This is a genomic window from Providencia alcalifaciens (assembly GCF_915403165.1).
Classification (GTDB): domain Bacteria; phylum Pseudomonadota; class Gammaproteobacteria; order Enterobacterales; family Enterobacteriaceae; genus Providencia; species Providencia alcalifaciens_C.
Genome location: NZ_OU659204.1, coordinates 3,913,413 through 3,930,807 on the forward strand (window position 1 = coordinate 3,913,413; position 17,395 = coordinate 3,930,807).

Consider the following 17,395-nt stretch of genomic DNA (forward strand, 5'->3'; position numbering starts at 1 on the left):
CATTATAATGGCGGAAACCCTACAATTTATTCAACAAAAATGCCTTTGTCTCGTAAATAATGCCCATCTTCTTTACGACGAGTAAAGCCACTTTTATCAAAGAACTCGAGAATTTGAATCGCAAGTTTGCGACCAATACCCAACTCATTACGAAAATCAGCGGCAAAAATCACCTCGTGCTCCGCACAATGACACGAAATAATTTGGGCAAATTGACGGATCTGTTCGCTGCTATAATACCTATCGCGCACAATCGCCACGATCAGCCCCATTTGTGCGGCTTTTTTCAGTATACGGCGAATAGTATCTTCATCGTGACCTGTTTCTACGGCAATATCGCGTACCCAGCGAGCTTCCGAATGCGTGAACAGCCCTTCCACTTGTTGCCAAATACCTTGCTGCTTAGCATCAAACACTAACCCATGCTGCGGCATATGCAACCAGCCACGGGTCTGCTTAACCGCTCCCTCGGCAATCAAATCATTAATCAATTTGAATACCAAGGTTTCATCCATCGTTGGTAGCGCCATTCGTTTCAATCGCGCTTTACCCACACCGATCTGGTCGCTATGAACTTCATTGAAGTTTTCGAGGGATTGAATCAGTCTATCCTTGGCTACCTGCGCTTTAAACGCCGAAAGCACCACATCGCCGACACAGACAATATCAACTTGTGCCAGCAGGGTATCTAATGCCGATTGGGTTAACTGACGCGACCAACCGTAACTGTTTAAGTCTAGCTCGCCACTGGGTAACTGTAAGTTAAGCTGAGCCAGCTCATCATCCGTTGCACATAAACGGGATAACCAATCGAGAAACTCAGGCTGTCTCTTACCACGACGCGGAGACACTAAACGGATCACTCGCGCACCAGCAAGGGTTTGCCGCGCACTAATATCGCGAATAATTAATCGGTCATTATCCACCAGCCACAGTGGCGTATCTAAAATCAGCTCTGCCAACATCGGCGTTTCGCCTGATTCCGTCAGCAAAGAGACCCGCCCTGTAATGTGACTTGCACCATGGTAAAGATGCACGGGTTGCCAATGTTTGAGTGGCGCATCGCAGGTCAGCTCCACAATCACCCGAGAAGCCATAAAAGCAGGTTGCTCTGCCAGCAGCCAATCACCGCGGGTTATCGATTCTTTATCGATGTTCCCCGTTAAATTAAGCGCGACGCGATCCCCTGCTTGAGCAAACTCAGCGACTTGGTTTTGGCGATGAATACCACGAATGCGAACCGGAGTATCAGCTCCCGTCACCCATAAGGACTCACCCACATTCACTTTACCCGCAAGCGCCGTTCCTGTGACCACAATCCCCGCCCCTTTCACATGGAAAATACGGTCGATGGCTAAACGGAAACGCTGTTGCAGGTCAGTAGAAGAATTTTGTTGTTGGTGCAGTTGCTGCAAGTATTGGCGCAGTGCATCAATACCCAGCCCTGTACTTGCTGAAGTGATAAATAGTGGCGCATTCACCCAGCCTTGGCGATGTAATTCAGCGTGAACCTGCTGAGTGACGTCTGCCACTCTCTGCTCATCAACACGGTCGGCTTTGGTTAAAATCACCGAGACATCTTGGCAACCTGCGAGTCGTAGAATCGACAAATGCTCAAGGGTCTGCGCCATGATTCCATCGTCGCATGCCACCACCAGTAGAGCATGATTAACCCCACCGATCCCCGCCAACATATTTGCGAGGAATTTTTCATGCCCAGGAACATCAATAAAACCAATTGAGCTACCATCAGATTGCGGCCAATACGCATAGCCAAGGTCGATGGTCATTCCGCGTTTCTTCTCTTCTGGAAGATGCGCGGTGTTCACGCCTGTCAGCGCTTGAATTAACGATGTTTTACCATGGTCAACATGACCGGCTGTCGCAAAAATCATGACAATAACGCCTGCACTAACTCATGTTCATTCTCAAGGCAACGTAGGTCTAGCCACAACTTGCCCTCTTTTAAGCGCCCGATCACTGGCTGAGGTAATTGACGCCAGCGGCTGGCAAGACGCTCTAAATTACCACCTTTTCCATCAAGAGGCGCGAATGTAATCGCATAGCTGGGTAATCGGTCAACAGGAAGAGAGCCGCTACCAATTTGTGATAAGCAAGGCTCAGCTTCGACAAAGAAACGATCCCCATAATAAGCTTGCAACTTCACGAGGATATTTTCGGCACTCTGCCTAATTTCTTCTTGGGAGCGTGTTAGCCAGCGTAATGTTGGCAGTTCCGTGGTGAGTTTTTCTGGGGTTAAATAGAGTTTTAGCGTTGCTTCTAACGCAGCAAGCACCATTTTATCCACACGAAGGGCGCGTTTTAAGGGGTGTTTTTGAATAGCATCAATCCATTTTTTCTTACCGAGAATGATCCCTGCTTGAGGCCCTCCCAGTAATTTGTCTCCTGAAATCGAGACTAAATCAATGCCTTGAGATAAATACGTGTGTGGCATCGGCTCCGCAGGTAATCCATACGCGGTCATATCAATCATCGACCCACTGCCTAAATCAATCGCCGTTGGTAATTGGTATTTTTGCCCTAAAACGGCTAGCTCTTCCCCTTCAACTTCCGCGGTAAAGCCTTCAATGCTGTAGTTACTGGTATGCACCTTCATTAACAACCCAGTTTGGTCATTAATGGCATTTTCATAATCCCGTAAATGGGTTCGGTTCGTGGTACCCACTTCAACTAATTTACAGCCTGCCTGAGCCATCACATCGGGAACGCGGAATGCGCCCCCAATTTCCACCAGCTCACCGCGAGAGACAATCACCTCACGCTGCGGGGCAACGGTAGCTAATAACAGTAAAACCGCCGCCGCATTGTTATTCACAATACAGGCATCTTCTGCCCCTGTTAGTTGGCACAGTAAATCAGCAATGGCGCGATCACGATGCCCTCGCGTTGCGCCATCAAGAGAATATTCTAAAGTAACTGGTGAGCTCATCACTTGCGAGACTGCATGGATGGCGGTGCTGGACATCACCGCACGTCCTAGATTGGTGTGCAACACCGTCCCCGTCAAATTGAAGACGTTTTTTAATGCACTGTGTTGCAACTCATCATGGCGAACAGAAAGTTCTGCTAACCAATCACCGTGCCAATCCGGTAAGCATCCATCTTGTGCAATAGACGCTCGCGCTTGTTCCTGCATTTCACGCAGACATTCCGTAACCCAATGCAGACCCGATTTTTCTACCAATACCTGCGCTTCATCGAATTGCAAAAGCTTATCGATGGCAGGTAGCTGGCGGTATAGCGCGACATTTGATTCATCCATAGTCACTCTTCTCTTTCTTACTGTGCAGCTAACAGATTATTTTTCGCCCGGGAATAAGAATGGGTTAATGCTGCTACGAGCAAAACCTTCTTCTTCCATACGTGCATCTAAAATGATCGAAGCTAAATCATCCGCTACCGCTTCTACTTTGGCTTCTTTCTCTTGGTATAACACTTTCAGATAGCTACCGCAGTCACCACAGCTTTCCGCTTTCACTGCCGCATTTTCATCATCCAGTGACCAGTAATTCAGGTCGCGAGTTTGTTCGCAGTTACTGCATTTCACACGAACCATGTGCCACTCTGTTTCGCACAGCGTGCAGTGCAAATAGCGTAAACCTTGGCTAGTCCCAATTTGTACAATACTGGAAACTGGCATGCTGTTGCACACTGGGCAGTAATGGCGGTGATCACCGTGTTCTGCACGCGCTTTACCCGGAATATTGGCAGCCATTTGAGCCCAATAGACAGACAATGCCGCCCAAATGAACATAGATTTATCCGCAGGGACTTTTTCAAACTGTTCGTTTAACAGCGCAGTTGCCATCTCTTCGAGTTCAGCTTCTGATGCTTTTTCTAAGTTTTCGAGGGCAGTATGAACAGAATCTGGCACGATTGGCATCAATTCAGCGATGATTGAACGTAATAATTTGTGCCAGTGATCTGTGCGTGGGAATGTTTTTGCATCTAATGGTGCGGTATTCGTGGCCATTGAGCGCGCTAAAACCGCCTCCATATCCATCTCTAATGGATTGTCATGCTGCGCATTATTTTGCGCCGTAGCCACTTCTGCAGCGAAGTTCAGATAATCTGCAAAAGGATGTTCACCAACGCCTAACTCTTTTAATCTTTCTGCTCGTCGTTGATAAAGGCTTTTTAAATTCGGGAATAAAACAGGCGGAATAAAGCCGATGCCTTTCTCTTTTAATCTCTCTTGACCTAATTCTTCTTTCGGGACGATACGAATACCCATTGCTCTCTCTCTTTTATATTTTTTATAACAACTTACTCCGAGAAATTGCCTATTCGCATTTCCCCGCAAGCCTCTAAGAAAATATTCGATTAACCAGCAAGTCTTGCCGTTGTACCCGTCAGGATAAAACAAAAGTCACTGATAGGCTACTCTAGCCCTCCGAATATTCACCGTTGTTAACCCTTGTTTGTATGTGGAAATAACAAATTGGTATTAGGGCGTTTTTATTTGATATAACTACGGTTATTTCCATGATGTTAATCCAATTGGCACATATAATGATGTGCTCTCTATCCGCATCATAAAGGGCAACAATATGACGTCATTATTCCACTTCGAAGCGAAGTCTCACACACCCTTCTTTTTATTGCTTGCCTTTATTGGCGGATTTGTCGATGCCTGCTCATTTGTCATCTTTGAGGTATTTACTGGCCATCTGACGGGAAATAGCATTTTAAGTATGATTTACCTCGCCAAAATGAATATCGGCATGTTGCTACTCTCTGCAATTTCCATATTAGGATTTTTTGCAGGAACATTTTTAGGCTCTTGGATTCGGCTCAAGCATAGCGCGATTGTGTTATACCGCTTTGTTCTAGGTCTGGTATTTTTAATATTTAGCAGTGTTTTCACTATTTATTTTTTCATCCAGCCTTTGTATTCGCCTGATTTAGCCATTTTGCTGATCAGCTTATCAATGGGCATTCAAAATGGTTATTTTAATAAGGCGGGAACGGTTGGGATCCATTCAACCTATGTCACTGGCATGACCACATCCTGCATTAATGCCTTTTTAAAAAATGTACCTGAAGATAGCAGCAAAAAAGTTTTACTCTTGGCGGTACTCTCTTTTATTACGGGGGGATTAGCTGGCGGGATTTTATCGGTGAATTACCAATATGTCGGGTTTTCTGCCGTATTAGTTCTCTTGGGATGCGCGCTAATTTACAGCTTCACAATCCGTGATTAATTACCTCAAACTTCGCTATAAAAAAAGCCCACAAAACATGTTGTGGGCTTGATTCATCGAGACAAAAACGCTTAGTTTTTCTCTTGCTGCTCTTTTTGCTGTTTCTCTTTAGCAACCAGCTCGCGGTACCAACGTGGGTGGTGCTTTCTCGCCCAACCGCGTGTTACCCAACCTTCAACCATTGCACGCACAGAGCCTTTGACCCAAATTGCCGCATACGCATGCACAACAATCATCAGGATCAAGCCAATGGCTGACAGCGAGTGAATAAGAATCGCTGCGCGGTACACTGGAATTGGGAAATAGTCCGCAAAGAATGGCCGCCACATAATCACACCAGTGACAACCAATGCCAGTAAACAGATAGTGACCACCCAATACACCCCTTTCTGACCGAGGTTGTATTGGCCTACGTCGCCAGCTTCTTCGTTTTTCAGTACCTTACCGATATTTTTTCCCCATTTGATATCTTCTTTATTAATGAAGTTATGGTGGAAATAACGGAAGAACATAAAGACGAACAGCAAGAACATCGCCGTACCCACGAATGGATGCAAAATTCGAGACAGTTGTGGCGTGCCTAAAATGTTCATAAACCAGTTCAGCGATGGGAAGAAAAAGCCCAGTCCGCTGATAGCCGTGAACAAGAAGCAAATCACAACCGCCCAGTGATTGATCCTTTCAATCGGTTTGTGGCGAATAATTTTGTCGTTATCATCTGGCATCATTTCTGATCCTCCCCTTCTTTTGATTTCGAAGTGTCAGACGACATTGCGTTATGCAAATCTTCTAGAGCCTCTTCTTCATCTTTCTTGGAGACGCGGTTTGGACCAATTCCCACATAGTGGAAAATTGCCGCCGCAAATGTTGCCGCAAAACCAACCGCAGCAATCGGCTTCCAGATACCTTTCCAGAAGGTGACTGTTGGGCTGATGGTCGGGTTTTCTGGTAATCCGTGATACAACTGCGGCTTATCAGCATGGTGCAATACGTACATAACGTGCGTACCGCCCACACCTTGTGGATCGTATAAACCTGCGTTTGCATAACCACGAGTTTTCAGCTCTTCAACACGTTCGCCAGCCATGCCAATCATGTCTTCTTTGCTACCAAAATGGATAGCGCCAGTTGGACATGTTTTCACACAAGCAGGCTCTTGTCCGACTTCAACACGGTCGACACACAGCGTACATTTGTATGCGCGGTTGTCTTCTTGGTTGATACGAGGCACGTCAAACGGGCAACCCGCGATACAGTAACCACAGCCGATACAGTGTTCAGATTGGAAATCCACGATACCGTTTTTGTACTGGACGATTGCGCCTTCTGATGGACATGCCTTCAGGCAGCCCGGATCAGCACAGTGCATACAGCCATCTTTACGGATCAGCCATTCAAATTTATCGTTCTCTTCCACTTCAGAGAAGCGCATGACTGTCCATGACTTAGCGGTTAAATCCGTTGGGTTGTCATACACCCCAACGTTTGTTCCGATTTTGTCACGGATATCGTTCCATTCGGAACACGCAACCTGACACGCTTTACAGCCGATACAGGTTGTGACGTCAATCAGCTTTGCAACTTCTTCCTTATAGTCCCGCACCTGAGGTGCGGGCGTCAGGGAATTGGTGGCAGAGCGACGAATAATGTCCTGAGATTGCATTGACATAATTTATCTCCTTACACCTTTTCCACGTTGACAAGGAATGATTTAAATTCCGGCGTCTGAGTATTCGCATCACCCACATATGGCGTTAATGTGTTAGTGATAAAGCCCTTCACTGCAACACCTTCAAAGCCCCAGTGAATTGGAATACCGATGGTATCGATGTCTTTTCCATCCACTTTCAGGGTTTTAATTCGTTTAGTGACCACGGCTTTCGCTTTGATGTAACCACGTTTAGAACTAACTTTAATCGTGTCGCCTTGCTCAATGCCTTTTTCTTTCGCTAAGCGCTCGCCAATTTCAACGAACTGTTGCGGCTGAATAATGGCATTTAACAGCGCATGCTTCGTCCAATAGTGGAAGTGCTCAGTTAAGCGGTAAGTGGTACCCACGTATGGGAATTCCGTCGCTTTACCCATTTGCGCCCAGTCGTCTTTAAACACACGAGCTGCTGGGTTTGAAACCACATTTGGATGCAGCGGGTTAGTATCCAGCGGCGTTTCGATTGGTTCGTAATGCTCTGGGAATGGACCTTCTGCCATCTTATCCAGTGCAAATAAGCGACCCATACCTTCAGGCTGCATGATAAATGGACCGACACCGCTTCCTGGCGCTGCTGTGCTGTAGTCTGGAATATCCATACCTACCCACTTGCTACCATTCCACTCAAGGATTTGGCGCTTCGGATCCCATGGTTTACCCATTGGATCAGCAGATGCACGGTTATAAATCACGCGACGGTTCAATGGCCATGCCCATGCCCAACCTAATGTGTTACCCAGACCTGTTGGGTCGGAGTTATCACGGTTAGCCATTTGGTTACCTTTCGGCGTCCAGCTACCAGAGAAGATCCAGCAACCGCTAGCCGTCGTACCGTCATCACGTAATTGAGCAAACGAGCTAAGCAGTTCGCCTTTTTTCACAATCACGTTGCCGTCAGCATCTTTCAAGTCTTCTAATGCGTAACCGTTACTTTCTTGAGCCACTTCTTCCGGCGTTGGATTATCGCGGTCGAAGTAATCCCAAGTCATGCTCAGAACCTGTTCAGGTGCTGCGCCGCCTTCAGTTTCATACATTTGACGCAGGCGATGGTAGATACCCGACAAGATTTCACCATCACTGATAGCTTCACCCGGGGCGTCCGCACCTTTCCAGTGCCACTGTAACCAACGTGCTGAGTTAACAATTGAACCGTTTTCTTCAGCAAAACAGCAAGATGGCAGACGGAATACGGTCGTTTGAATCTCTTCCGGTTTCACATCGTTCATTTCGCCGTGGTTTTGCCAGAAGTTTGCGGTTTCTGTATTCAGCGGGTCGATAGTAATTAAGAACTTCAGCTTAGAAAGCGATTTCGAGACTTTGTTCTTGTTCGGGAATGAGGCTAATGGGTTAAAGCCTTGGCAGATATAGCCGTTAACTTCGCCCTTATCCATCATTTCGAAATAACGTAGAACGTCGTAGCCCTGATCCCACTTAGGTAACAGGTCAAAGCCCCAGCTATTTTCTTTCTGCGCTTTGTCACCATAGAAAGTCTTCATCATGCTGACAAAGAATTTCGGGTAGTTACTCCAGTAGTTAACTTGTCCAGCAACGGTCGCTTTTGGCGTATTGGCCGCTAAGTAACTTTCTAAAGTTGTTTGTTTTTCTGATGGTAATGTCAGGTAACCCGGTAAGCTCTGAGATAACAGACCTAAGTCAGTCAGACCTTGGATGTTGGAGTGTCCACGCAGTGCGTTCACACCACCCCCTAACATACCCATGTTACCAAGCAGTAACTGGATCATCGCCATGGTGCGAATGTTCTGCGCGCCAACGGTGTGTTGAGTCCAGCCCAGGGCATATAAGAAGGACGCTGTTTTGTCTTTCGCACTAGTTTCTGCAAGGTACTCACAGACTTGTAAGAAGTCTTTGATTGGCGTACCACAGATGTTGTTAACCACTTCTGGGGTATAACGGCTCACGTGCTCTTTCAATAGGTTCAGAACACAACGTGGGTTTTTCAGAGTCGGATCGCGCAGCGCTAAGCCGTTCTCATCCATCTCGTAGTTCCACGTAGTTTTGTCGTATTGACGTTTTTCTGCATCGTAACCGGTGAATAGGCCGTCATCAAAACCAAAGTCTTCACGGATAACTAAGCTGGCGTTGGTGTACGCCTCAACGTATTCACGTTGAATTTTTTCGTTATCCAGCAAGTATTTGATAACACCTGACAGGAAGGCAATATCGGTACCTGAACGGATAGGCGTATAAAAATCCGCCACAGCCGCTGTACGGGTAAAGCGTGGATCGATAACGATTAATTTTGCTTTATTGTGGATTTTCGCTTCCATCGCCCAGCGGAAACCGACTGGATGCGCTTCTGCCGCATTACCACCCATAACGACGATCAGGTTTGCGTTTTTAATGTCAACCCAGTGGTTGGTCATCGCACCGCGACCAAATGTTGGAGCAAGACTTGCTACCGTTGGTCCGTGTCAGACACGCGCTTGGTTGTCCACGGCAAGCATGCCGAGGGCGCGACTAAATTTTTGGGTTACAAAACCTGTTTCGTTACTTGCCGCTGATGCACACAGCATACCGGTGGTTAACCAACGGTTGACCGTTACACCATCTTTATTCTGTTTAACGAAGTTTGCATCACGGTCTTCTTTCATTAACTTGGCGATGCGGTCAAACGCGTCGTTCCAAGTGATGCGTTTCCATTCGTTAGTGCCTGGTTCGCGAACTTCTGGATACTTGAGTCGACTCTCACTGTGGATAAAGTCGATTAATCCTGCACCTTTAGGACAGAGTGCACCACGGTTTACCGGATGATCCGGGTCCCCTTCGATATGAAAAATACTTTCTTTCGCATTCTTCGCGCCATCACCTAGGCTGTACATTAACAGCCCACAGCCGACAGAACAGTAGGTACAGGTATTTCGAGTCTCTTTTGCACGCAGTAATTTATACTGACGTGTAGAGGCTAATGCAGTTGCTGGAGCAAAACCCAGCGCTGCTGCCGTTGTACCTGCCATACCGCCAGCGCAGATCTTAAAGAACTGCCTTCTGCTGACTTGCATGGGGGATCTCCTCATATACATTGCTCATGTTTACCTAACTTCGTTACAAAATTTGAGGTAAACTGTTCTTATTCAACGTCTTCCTTACGTATTCAGGTTCATTGCCTGATAAATGGTGTAAATTCTTTTTACCCATATCGAATATTATGTATCATTAGTGATAGGAATTCATCTAATGTATGAAACAAATACTACAAATAACCCTAAATTATCTAAAATGATCGGCGTTCAATCCACAACCGTGCAACAAAAAAATAACCTTGGTTCACTGGTTAATGATTTCGTTGCAGAGGAAATCCCTATCGCTCTCGTTTATAACGGGATATCTCATGTGGTAATGATGGCGACACCCAAAGATCTGGATGATTTTGCTGTCGGATTTTCATTATCAGAAGGGATCATACAATCCCGTGATGAAATTCGCGGAATTGATATTGTGCAAGGTTGTCACCGAGGCATTGAAGTTCATATTGAGTTATCAAGCCGCCGTTTTATGGCGCTCAAAGAGCGTCGTCGTAATCTGACTGGGCGAACTGGCTGCGGTATTTGTGGTACAGAACAGCTCGATGAGATATTTAAACCTATCACTCCGCTGCCATTCACTCAAACATTCTCATTATCTTATCTCGATAACGCCCTACAAGAATTGAAGACAGTTCAAGAAATTGGCGCATTAACCGGTTGCACTCATGCTGCTGCGTGGATCTCCCCTGAAGGTCGATTAGTGGGTGGATGTGAAGATGTCGGTCGCCATGTCGCGCTAGATAAATTACTCGGAATGAAAAGCCGCTCTGATTGGCAGCAAGGCGCGATTTTAGTCTCTAGCCGCGCAAGTTATGAGATGGTACAAAAAGCCGCAAGCTGCGGTGCGGAAATTCTGTTTGCGGTTTCCGCCGCAACGTCATTGGCGATTGAAGTCGCCGAGAAAGCAAATTTAACGCTGGTCGGTTTTTGTCGCCAAGGTAAAGCCACGGTGTTTACCCATCCGAGCCGGGTGAGGGATTGATCGCGACTTTAATCCCAACCTTTTTTTAATCGAGCAGCTTTTTGATGTAATCCTGATAAAATTGAGTTTGCAATATGTTCAGGAAAATCTGTTGGAAGCTGTTCGCTAACTTTCGTAATTACACTTTCCATTTGCTCATCAAACTCAATTAAGATCTTTTCCATTTCAGTGCGGTCAAAACCAACCGCTTTCGCGGTAGCAAAAAAATGTCGTGGAAAAATTTGCTCTATTTCGTACTTAATCCCTTTTTTCCCTTTTAATCCCATAGCAAGTTTTGCGTCTCTAGGATTTAGCCCTCTACCACCATAACTGGGATACATCGATAAAATATCGTAGAAAGGTGTTAATTGGTAACGCCCCTCCGATTCAATAAACAATGAAAAATTTTTAGCGTGTCCGTCGGTCGCTGCAAGTAGCCAAAACAGAACTTGGCTTTTCATAAATTGATATCTATCTTTCTCTGCGTTTATTGAACCCAGTAGATAATCCATTATATCCTGAATACCGGGTCCGCCATGACTTTGATATTTTATTGCTGGCGAAACATTCAGGGTTTGACAAAAATCTTCCTGTGGTAAGCGCATAATCCACGAATAGTCAGAAGAATATTTACGGTCAAAACGCTCAACGGCTAACGCCTTTATCTTACCCACATTTAAAATAAAACTGTGGGGTACATCTAGACCGAATGCTTTTGCTATCAATAAACATAGATGCTCATTTTCTACACTATCAGACATATCAATTGAATATGAGTGGCTTTCTATCTTACCAATAGGGAGCTTAATAATATGGGTTGTTGGGGTTGCATTCAGGGGCAGACACCAATACCTATCTAAATTGAGTAGTGCAGTTTTCTCCTGTGCTCCAGCAATCGAGATCCTAAAATCATCCTCTTCTTCAATCATACCCAATGGAATATTCGCTTTATATCCAGTTAAGATTTTTTCTAATTTTTCAGTGGATAAACGCTTATATTCGATTTGTTTTACATTACTCACTGTTTGCCCAGCAGGAACTAGTTGCAAAGCTCCCACACTATCTTGCCCAATTTTGGATAATAAATCGAAAGGTTGATTTGAATTCGCTTGATGGCGACTAACAATTCGATTTCGTATTTCAATATTATCCGGTAGGAGATTGTCAAAAAAATTATAGACTTCGTCCCCTTTGTATTCCTTATGTTGAAGTGGCATTGACAAAGAAATAGGACGAGTTCCCGGCATTTCTAACCAATGATTATCATACTTAAATTGATGAGCCCCGGTACTTGAATGAATAAATTCCCCAACGAGATAACCATTCATATACACATGCAAAATTGCCATTACCACTCCTCCTTCCATCCGGAGTCGGTGTTGGATGAGCCACTTTCATTTCTGGGTTTAATATCGAGTTCTAGATTTAACGCGGATAAAATTTTAAAGAAAGTTTCTAATTTTGTAGAGTCAGGAGAACATTCAAAACTGGAGACGGTATCTTGCCGAATACCCACTTTACTCGCGACTTTGCTTTGAGATAGTTTTTTCGTTTCTCTGACATCTTTCATGTACGCGCTAAGTTGTCGAGTATTGGTGATTTTCATTTTGATACCTACCTTGAGCTCAAGAATATGACACGCTATAACCGGTAAATATTAGGTTACACGCTATGACAGGTAAAATCAATATTATACGCTGTAGCAGGTAAATCAACTTCTACACGCTAAGCCGTGTAGAAGTTTTTCAATCAATATTATAAAAAACGCTTATTTCCCAATACAGAAGCTTGAGAAAATACGCCCTAACAAATCATCGGAGGTAAATTCACCGGTGATTTCGCTGAGTTCGAGCTGGGCTAAGCGTAACTCTTCAGCCAACAACTCACCGGAGCGAGCGTTCACTAACTGGTCATAGCCTTGTGCTAAGTGGGTTGCGGCATTATTTAATGCTTGTAAGTGACGACGGCGAGCAAGGAAACCGCCTTCTGTATTGCTATTGAAGCCCATGGTCTCTTTGAGATGATCGCGCAGCAAATCGATGCCTTTCTCTTCACGAGCAGATAAGCGAACCAATGGATAACGCGCATCTGCGACAAACTCAATCGACTCACCCGTTTTATCCGCTTTATTACGAATAACGGTGACTGGCAGCGTTTCTGGTAGGCGCGCCATAAATTCAGGCCAAATTTCTTGCGGCTCTGTGGCACCCGTCGTGGTGCTATCCACCATAAATAATACACGGTCAGCTTGCTCAATCTCTTTCCATGCGCGTTCGATACCGATACGTTCAACCTCATCGCTGGCTTCACGTAAACCTGCGGTATCAATGATATGCAATGGCATGCCGTCAATATGAATATGTTCGCGCAGCACATCACGAGTGGTCCCTGCAATATCCGTCACAATCGCGGCTTCGCGCCCCGCTAATGCATTCAATAAGCTAGATTTACCCGCATTTGGGCGACCGGCAATCACCACTTTCATACCTTCGCGCAGTAAGCTCCCTTGACGAGCCTGTGAACGGACATCTTCTAAGTCTGCCACTACTTCGTTTAATTTTGCTTCAATTTTACCGTCAGATAGGAAGTCAATTTCTTCATCTGGGAAATCAATCGCCGCTTCCACATAGATGCGCAAGTGAGTGAGCGCTTCCACCAATTGATGGATATGAGATGAGAAAGCCCCTTGTAAAGAGTTCATCGCGGAACGTGCCGCTTGCTCCGAACTCGCATCAATCAGGTCGGCAATCGCTTCAGCTTGCGCCAAATCGAGTTTGTCATTTAAAAATGCACGCTCAGAAAATTCCCCCGGATTGGCAATACGGATATTGGCAATGGTCAGAATTCTTCTGAGTAATAAATCGAGAATAACAGGGCCGCCATGCCCTTGTAGTTCAAGAACATCTTCCCCAGTAAAAGAGTTAGGTCCCGGGAAATAGATAGCAATCCCTTGGTCAAGGACAGAGCCATCTGCATCACGAAATGGCAGATAATCGGCATAGCGCGGCTTCGGTAACTTTCCGAGTACTGTTTCAGCAACAAGGGCTGCTTGCGGGCCGGATACACGTAAAATTCCAACCCCACCACGACCGGGAGCGGTTGCCTGTGCGACGATAGTATCGTTGATTTGCATGATGTTTCTCTGTCTATGACTAAAAAAATTGAGGCGACCCTAAATGGATCGCCTCAATGTTACTATAGAATCTGGCTTTGTGAAGCCCTCTAAACTCGATTGGAATTTAGATTATTTCTTCGCTTTCTTATCACGGCTATGTAAGCCACGTTTTTCCAGACCACGGTAAATAACCTGCTGCTGGATAATGGTGACTAAGTTGCTCACGATATAGTACAGAACCAGACCTGATGGGAACCACAGGAAGAACACGGTAAACACGACTGGCATGTAAGTCATGATCTTCTGCTGCATTGGGTCAGTCACGGTAGTTGGTGACATCTTCTGGATAACAAACATCGTCACACCCATCAGCACTGGCAGGATGTAGTACGGGTCTTGTGCAGACAAGTCTTGAATCCAACCAAAGAACGGTGCGTGACGCAGTTCAACAGAACCCATCAACATGTAGTACAACGCAAGGAAGATTGGCATTTGAATCAGCAGCGGTAAACAACCACCCAGTGGGTTTACTTTTTCTGATTTGTATAGCGCCATCATTTCTTGGCTCATACGTTGTTTATCGTCACCAATACGCTCACGCATTGCAGCCAGTTTAGGTTGCAATAAACGCATTTTCGCCATTGAGGTGTACTGCGCTTTAGTCAGCGGGTACATGATACCACGGACGATAAAGGTGATAACGATGATGGCAATACCCCAGTTACCGACGAAACCGTGAATGAATTTCAACAGTTTGAACAGTGGCTGAGAGATAAACCATAACCAACCGTAATCTACGGTTAAGTCTAAATGAGGAGCAACTTCCGCCATTTCTGACTGAATTTCAGGACCAATCCACAGTGTAGAAGAGTAGGTCGCAGCACCATTTGATGCGATGGTAAGAGGTTCACTCTTATAACCAACGATAGCTGATTTCTTATCGAGATCAATGGTGTAGAAAGTGCTTTGCTCAGAAGAAGCTGGGATCCACGCAGTTGCAAAATATTGTTGCAGCATCGCGACCCAACCACCTTTGGTTGTCAGGCTTAAGTTTTTATCTTCGATGTCACTGAAACTATATTTTTTATAGTTATTTTCATCAGAAGAGTAAGCCGCACCACGGTAGGTATGTAGAGCAAAGTTACTGCTGCCAGTATCACGTTGTTCTGGTAAAGCGATGGTTTGCTTTAATTGGCCGAAGAACGCAAAAGTTAAAGGCTGCGCAGTTGGGTTTTGAATGTTGTATTCAACATCAACAGTGTATTTGCCACGCTTCAGAATGTACGTCTTCTGATAAACCACACCGTTATTATCGGTGAAGGACATCGGAATACGTAATTCGTCTTGACCATCTTTTAACTCAAAGCTTGCTGCATCTGAAGTATAAAGAGGGCGTTGACCATTGTTATTCGCTGGGTTGTCTGGACCATGAGGACCGATCAGACCACTTTGAGCCTGATAAACAAAACCTGGTGTGGTTTCCAATAAACGGAATGGGTTTGGTGAATTCAGGGTTGCAGGATAGGCTAACAGGTCAGCCTCATCGATATCACCACCACGAGTATTGATACGAATATCAAGTACGTCGGTTTTAACGGCAATAAGCTTACCTTGTTCACTACCTGTGACCGCTTGACCATCATTGCTTGCACTGCTCGGCATGTCCGTCTTTTGCTGAGAAACTTGAACAGCCTTGGTTTCCTGAGCAACTTTATCGCTCTCCCAAGCCTGCCAAACTAAGAACGACACGAACAACAAAGCGATGAGTAGAAGATTGCGTTGGGAATCCATCGTTATAATTCTCTATTATCATCAGTTTTTCTAGGTGGGACAGGATCATCTCCACCAGCGTGTAAAGGGTGGCATTTTAATACGCGTTTGGCAGTTAACCAACTACCTTTTAGCATACCAAACCTGCGCAATGCCTCAATTCCGTAATTAGAGCATGTGGGATTGAAACGACAACGAGGTCCTAACAACGGACTAATAGCCAGTTGGTAACCTCTGATCAGCATGATCAGGACTTTTGAGCCAAGCGACGGTGACGACGCCATAACTTATCCAATGATTCCGTAATCTGTTGATTGTCGAGATCGGCTACCCCTCTGCGAACCAGAACCACAAAGTCCATTGAAGGCAACTCATGTTGATGCAAACGAAAATATTCACGGGCTAATCGCTTGATACGATTACGCTCATGAGCACGTTTAACATTTTTTTTGGCGATGGTAAGACCGATGCGGGGATGCCCCAGCTCGTTAAGGCGACCAAGGATTGTTATCTCTGGGGAACTCGCCCTCTGCGGCTGCTTGAAGACATTGTCGAAATGCCTGGGAGTTAACAAACGTAACTCCCGGGTAAATGCGAGCGTAACCACTATAGAGGGCTAGCTTTATTACTTAGATGAAACGGTCAGACGAGCGCGGCCTTTAGCACGACGGCGAGCCAGGACCTGACGACCATTTTTAGTGGCCATACGAGCACGGAAACCGTGTGAACGGTTGCGCTTCAGTACGGACGGTTGAAAAGTGCGTTTCATAACGATTTCTACCTAACTTTAAAATTTATTACTGATTCAGTAAACGCGTTGGCAACCAGTGGAAACTGATTTACACCTGTGCCTCTATCGCAACAATATAGAAAGAGGCAGGATTGTAATAAAACATAGGGGGTCACGTCAATAAAATGACGTAATCAAACCACTTTTTATTTAAACCTGGCTGACCGGTTTGCCGATATGTGCCGTGACAAGCTACGTATGGAACTCATTTATGCTGCCTTTCAAGCAAGTCTAACAGTTTAACTTTCAATCAACTCAAACGTTTATTGACGTTACCCATAAAACCATGCTGCCTAAATTCATCATAAAAAGTGACATTCGCAGTGTACACAGGGAGGAAGATTATACGGACTCCTCCCTAAAGCGCAAGGATCTTAGCGGGATCCGAAAATATTTTTTGATCTTGGGAGATAATTTCTATATATAGTCTAAAGTTATCCCCAGACATGTGGAAAATTTGTCGTTGCCCGCGATCTCCCAGCAAAATTCTCCCCTACCAGAGCCGCCTTATCACATTTGCCTGTGGATAAAAAGCATAAAAACTGTGTAAAAGAATGGAGATCTTGAGTGAATTTTGCGGTATGATCGCAGGTCTATTTCTGATCGGAGGATCAGGAATATTCTGTGGATAGATATGGTGAGTAAACGTTAGTCAAACACCTTCTCTGGCCCCCTATTCTCTTAGTGACCACGAAAAGTGACTAATGGAATAGTTGCCAGTAAAAAAATTCTTAACGAAATCCGTAATTCTTGTTTCATTGACCTTGTTAGGGGAGTCCAAC

General features: G+C 45.3%; 15 protein-coding genes. 2 read left to right on the forward strand and 13 right to left on the reverse strand.

Annotation, left to right across the window (positions count from 1 at the left end; genetic code table 11):
• Window positions 1-26: 26 nt before the first annotated feature.
• From selB to fdhE, 3 genes are read right to left on the reverse strand one after another with little or no spacing between them, the layout of a single operon-like run.
• Window positions 27-1,895: a selenocysteine-specific translation elongation factor gene (gene selB, locus LDO73_RS17905; RefSeq protein ID WP_224059630.1), complete on the reverse strand. Its 1,869-nt coding sequence runs from the start codon at window positions 1,893-1,895 to the stop codon at window positions 27-29.
• The gene (gene selA, locus LDO73_RS17910; RefSeq protein ID WP_224059631.1) at window positions 1,892-3,283 is read right to left on the reverse strand and encodes an L-seryl-tRNA(Sec) selenium transferase; all 1,392 of its coding nucleotides are present in this window, start codon (window positions 3,281-3,283) and stop codon (window positions 1,892-1,894) included. Before selA ends, selB begins: the two co-directional genes overlap by 4 nt.
• A gap of 36 nt (window positions 3,284-3,319) precedes the next feature.
• Window positions 3,320-4,255, reverse strand: coding sequence for a formate dehydrogenase accessory protein FdhE (gene fdhE / locus LDO73_RS17915; protein WP_154628043.1), 936 nt, complete (start codon window positions 4,253-4,255; stop codon window positions 3,320-3,322).
• Between the two features lie 316 nt (window positions 4,256-4,571).
• On the opposite strand from fdhE, the gene LDO73_RS17920 reads away from it, so the two are divergent.
• Window positions 4,572-5,225 carry a YoaK family protein gene (locus LDO73_RS17920; RefSeq protein ID WP_224059632.1) on the forward strand — a complete coding sequence of 218 codons (654 nt, stop codon included), beginning with the start codon at window positions 4,572-4,574 and terminating at the stop codon, window positions 5,223-5,225.
• 71 nt (window positions 5,226-5,296) lie between these two features.
• Here the strand turns inward: LDO73_RS17920 and fdoI are convergent, their stop codons facing one another.
• From fdoI to fdnG, 3 genes are read right to left on the reverse strand one after another with little or no spacing between them, the layout of a single operon-like run.
• Window positions 5,297-5,953, reverse strand: a complete 657-nt coding sequence (fdoI, locus tag LDO73_RS17925) for a formate dehydrogenase cytochrome b556 subunit (protein ID WP_224059633.1) — start codon at window positions 5,951-5,953, stop codon at window positions 5,297-5,299.
• Window positions 5,950-6,894: a formate dehydrogenase subunit beta gene (gene fdxH / locus LDO73_RS17930; protein WP_224059634.1), complete on the reverse strand. Its 945-nt coding sequence runs from the start codon at window positions 6,892-6,894 to the stop codon at window positions 5,950-5,952. The genes fdoI and fdxH overlap by 4 nt, the downstream gene beginning before the upstream one ends.
• Window positions 6,895-6,905: 11 nt before the next feature.
• A complete protein-coding gene (fdnG, locus tag LDO73_RS17935; protein WP_224059635.1) occupies window positions 6,906-9,953 on the reverse strand; it encodes a formate dehydrogenase-N subunit alpha in 3,048 nt (1,015 codons plus the stop codon).
• A 175-nt stretch (window positions 9,954-10,128) separates the two neighbouring features.
• Here fdnG and fdhD point away from each other — a divergent pair, with 175 nt between their 5' ends.
• Entirely contained in the window at window positions 10,129-10,959 is an 831-nt protein-coding gene (gene fdhD, locus LDO73_RS17940; protein WP_224059636.1) for a formate dehydrogenase accessory sulfurtransferase FdhD, read from the forward strand.
• 8 nt (window positions 10,960-10,967) lie between these two features.
• Here fdhD and LDO73_RS17945 read toward each other — a convergent pair whose 3' ends face one another.
• The 7 genes from LDO73_RS17945 to rpmH form a co-directional block, all read right to left on the reverse strand.
• The gene (locus LDO73_RS17945) at window positions 10,968-12,287 is read right to left on the reverse strand and encodes a type II toxin-antitoxin system HipA family toxin (RefSeq protein ID WP_224059637.1); all 1,320 of its coding nucleotides are present in this window, start codon (window positions 12,285-12,287) and stop codon (window positions 10,968-10,970) included.
• Window positions 12,287-12,544: a helix-turn-helix domain-containing protein gene (locus LDO73_RS17950; protein WP_224059638.1), complete on the reverse strand. Its 258-nt coding sequence runs from the start codon at window positions 12,542-12,544 to the stop codon at window positions 12,287-12,289. Before LDO73_RS17950 ends, LDO73_RS17945 begins: the two co-directional genes overlap by 1 nt.
• 162 nt (window positions 12,545-12,706) lie before the next feature.
• Window positions 12,707-14,071 (reverse strand): tRNA uridine-5-carboxymethylaminomethyl(34) synthesis GTPase MnmE, encoded by a 1,365-nt coding sequence (gene mnmE / locus LDO73_RS17955; RefSeq protein ID WP_224059639.1) that lies wholly within the window; start codon window positions 14,069-14,071, stop codon window positions 12,707-12,709.
• Window positions 14,072-14,182: 111 nt separating this feature from the next.
• On the reverse strand, window positions 14,183-15,844 hold the full coding sequence (gene yidC / locus LDO73_RS17960) for a membrane protein insertase YidC (protein ID WP_224059640.1): 1,662 nt from the start codon (window positions 15,842-15,844) through the stop codon (window positions 14,183-14,185).
• 2 nt (window positions 15,845-15,846) lie between these two features.
• The gene (gene yidD / locus LDO73_RS17965) at window positions 15,847-16,107 is read right to left on the reverse strand and encodes a membrane protein insertion efficiency factor YidD (protein ID WP_006660611.1); all 261 of its coding nucleotides are present in this window, start codon (window positions 16,105-16,107) and stop codon (window positions 15,847-15,849) included.
• Window positions 16,071-16,430 carry a ribonuclease P protein component gene (rnpA, locus tag LDO73_RS17970; protein ID WP_006660612.1) on the reverse strand — a complete coding sequence of 120 codons (360 nt, stop codon included), beginning with the start codon at window positions 16,428-16,430 and terminating at the stop codon, window positions 16,071-16,073. The genes yidD and rnpA overlap by 37 nt, the downstream gene beginning before the upstream one ends.
• Before the next feature lie 18 nt (window positions 16,431-16,448).
• Entirely contained in the window at window positions 16,449-16,592 is a 144-nt protein-coding gene (rpmH, locus tag LDO73_RS17975) for a 50S ribosomal protein L34 (protein ID WP_004906236.1), read from the reverse strand.
• Between the last annotated feature and the right edge of the window lie 803 nt (window positions 16,593-17,395).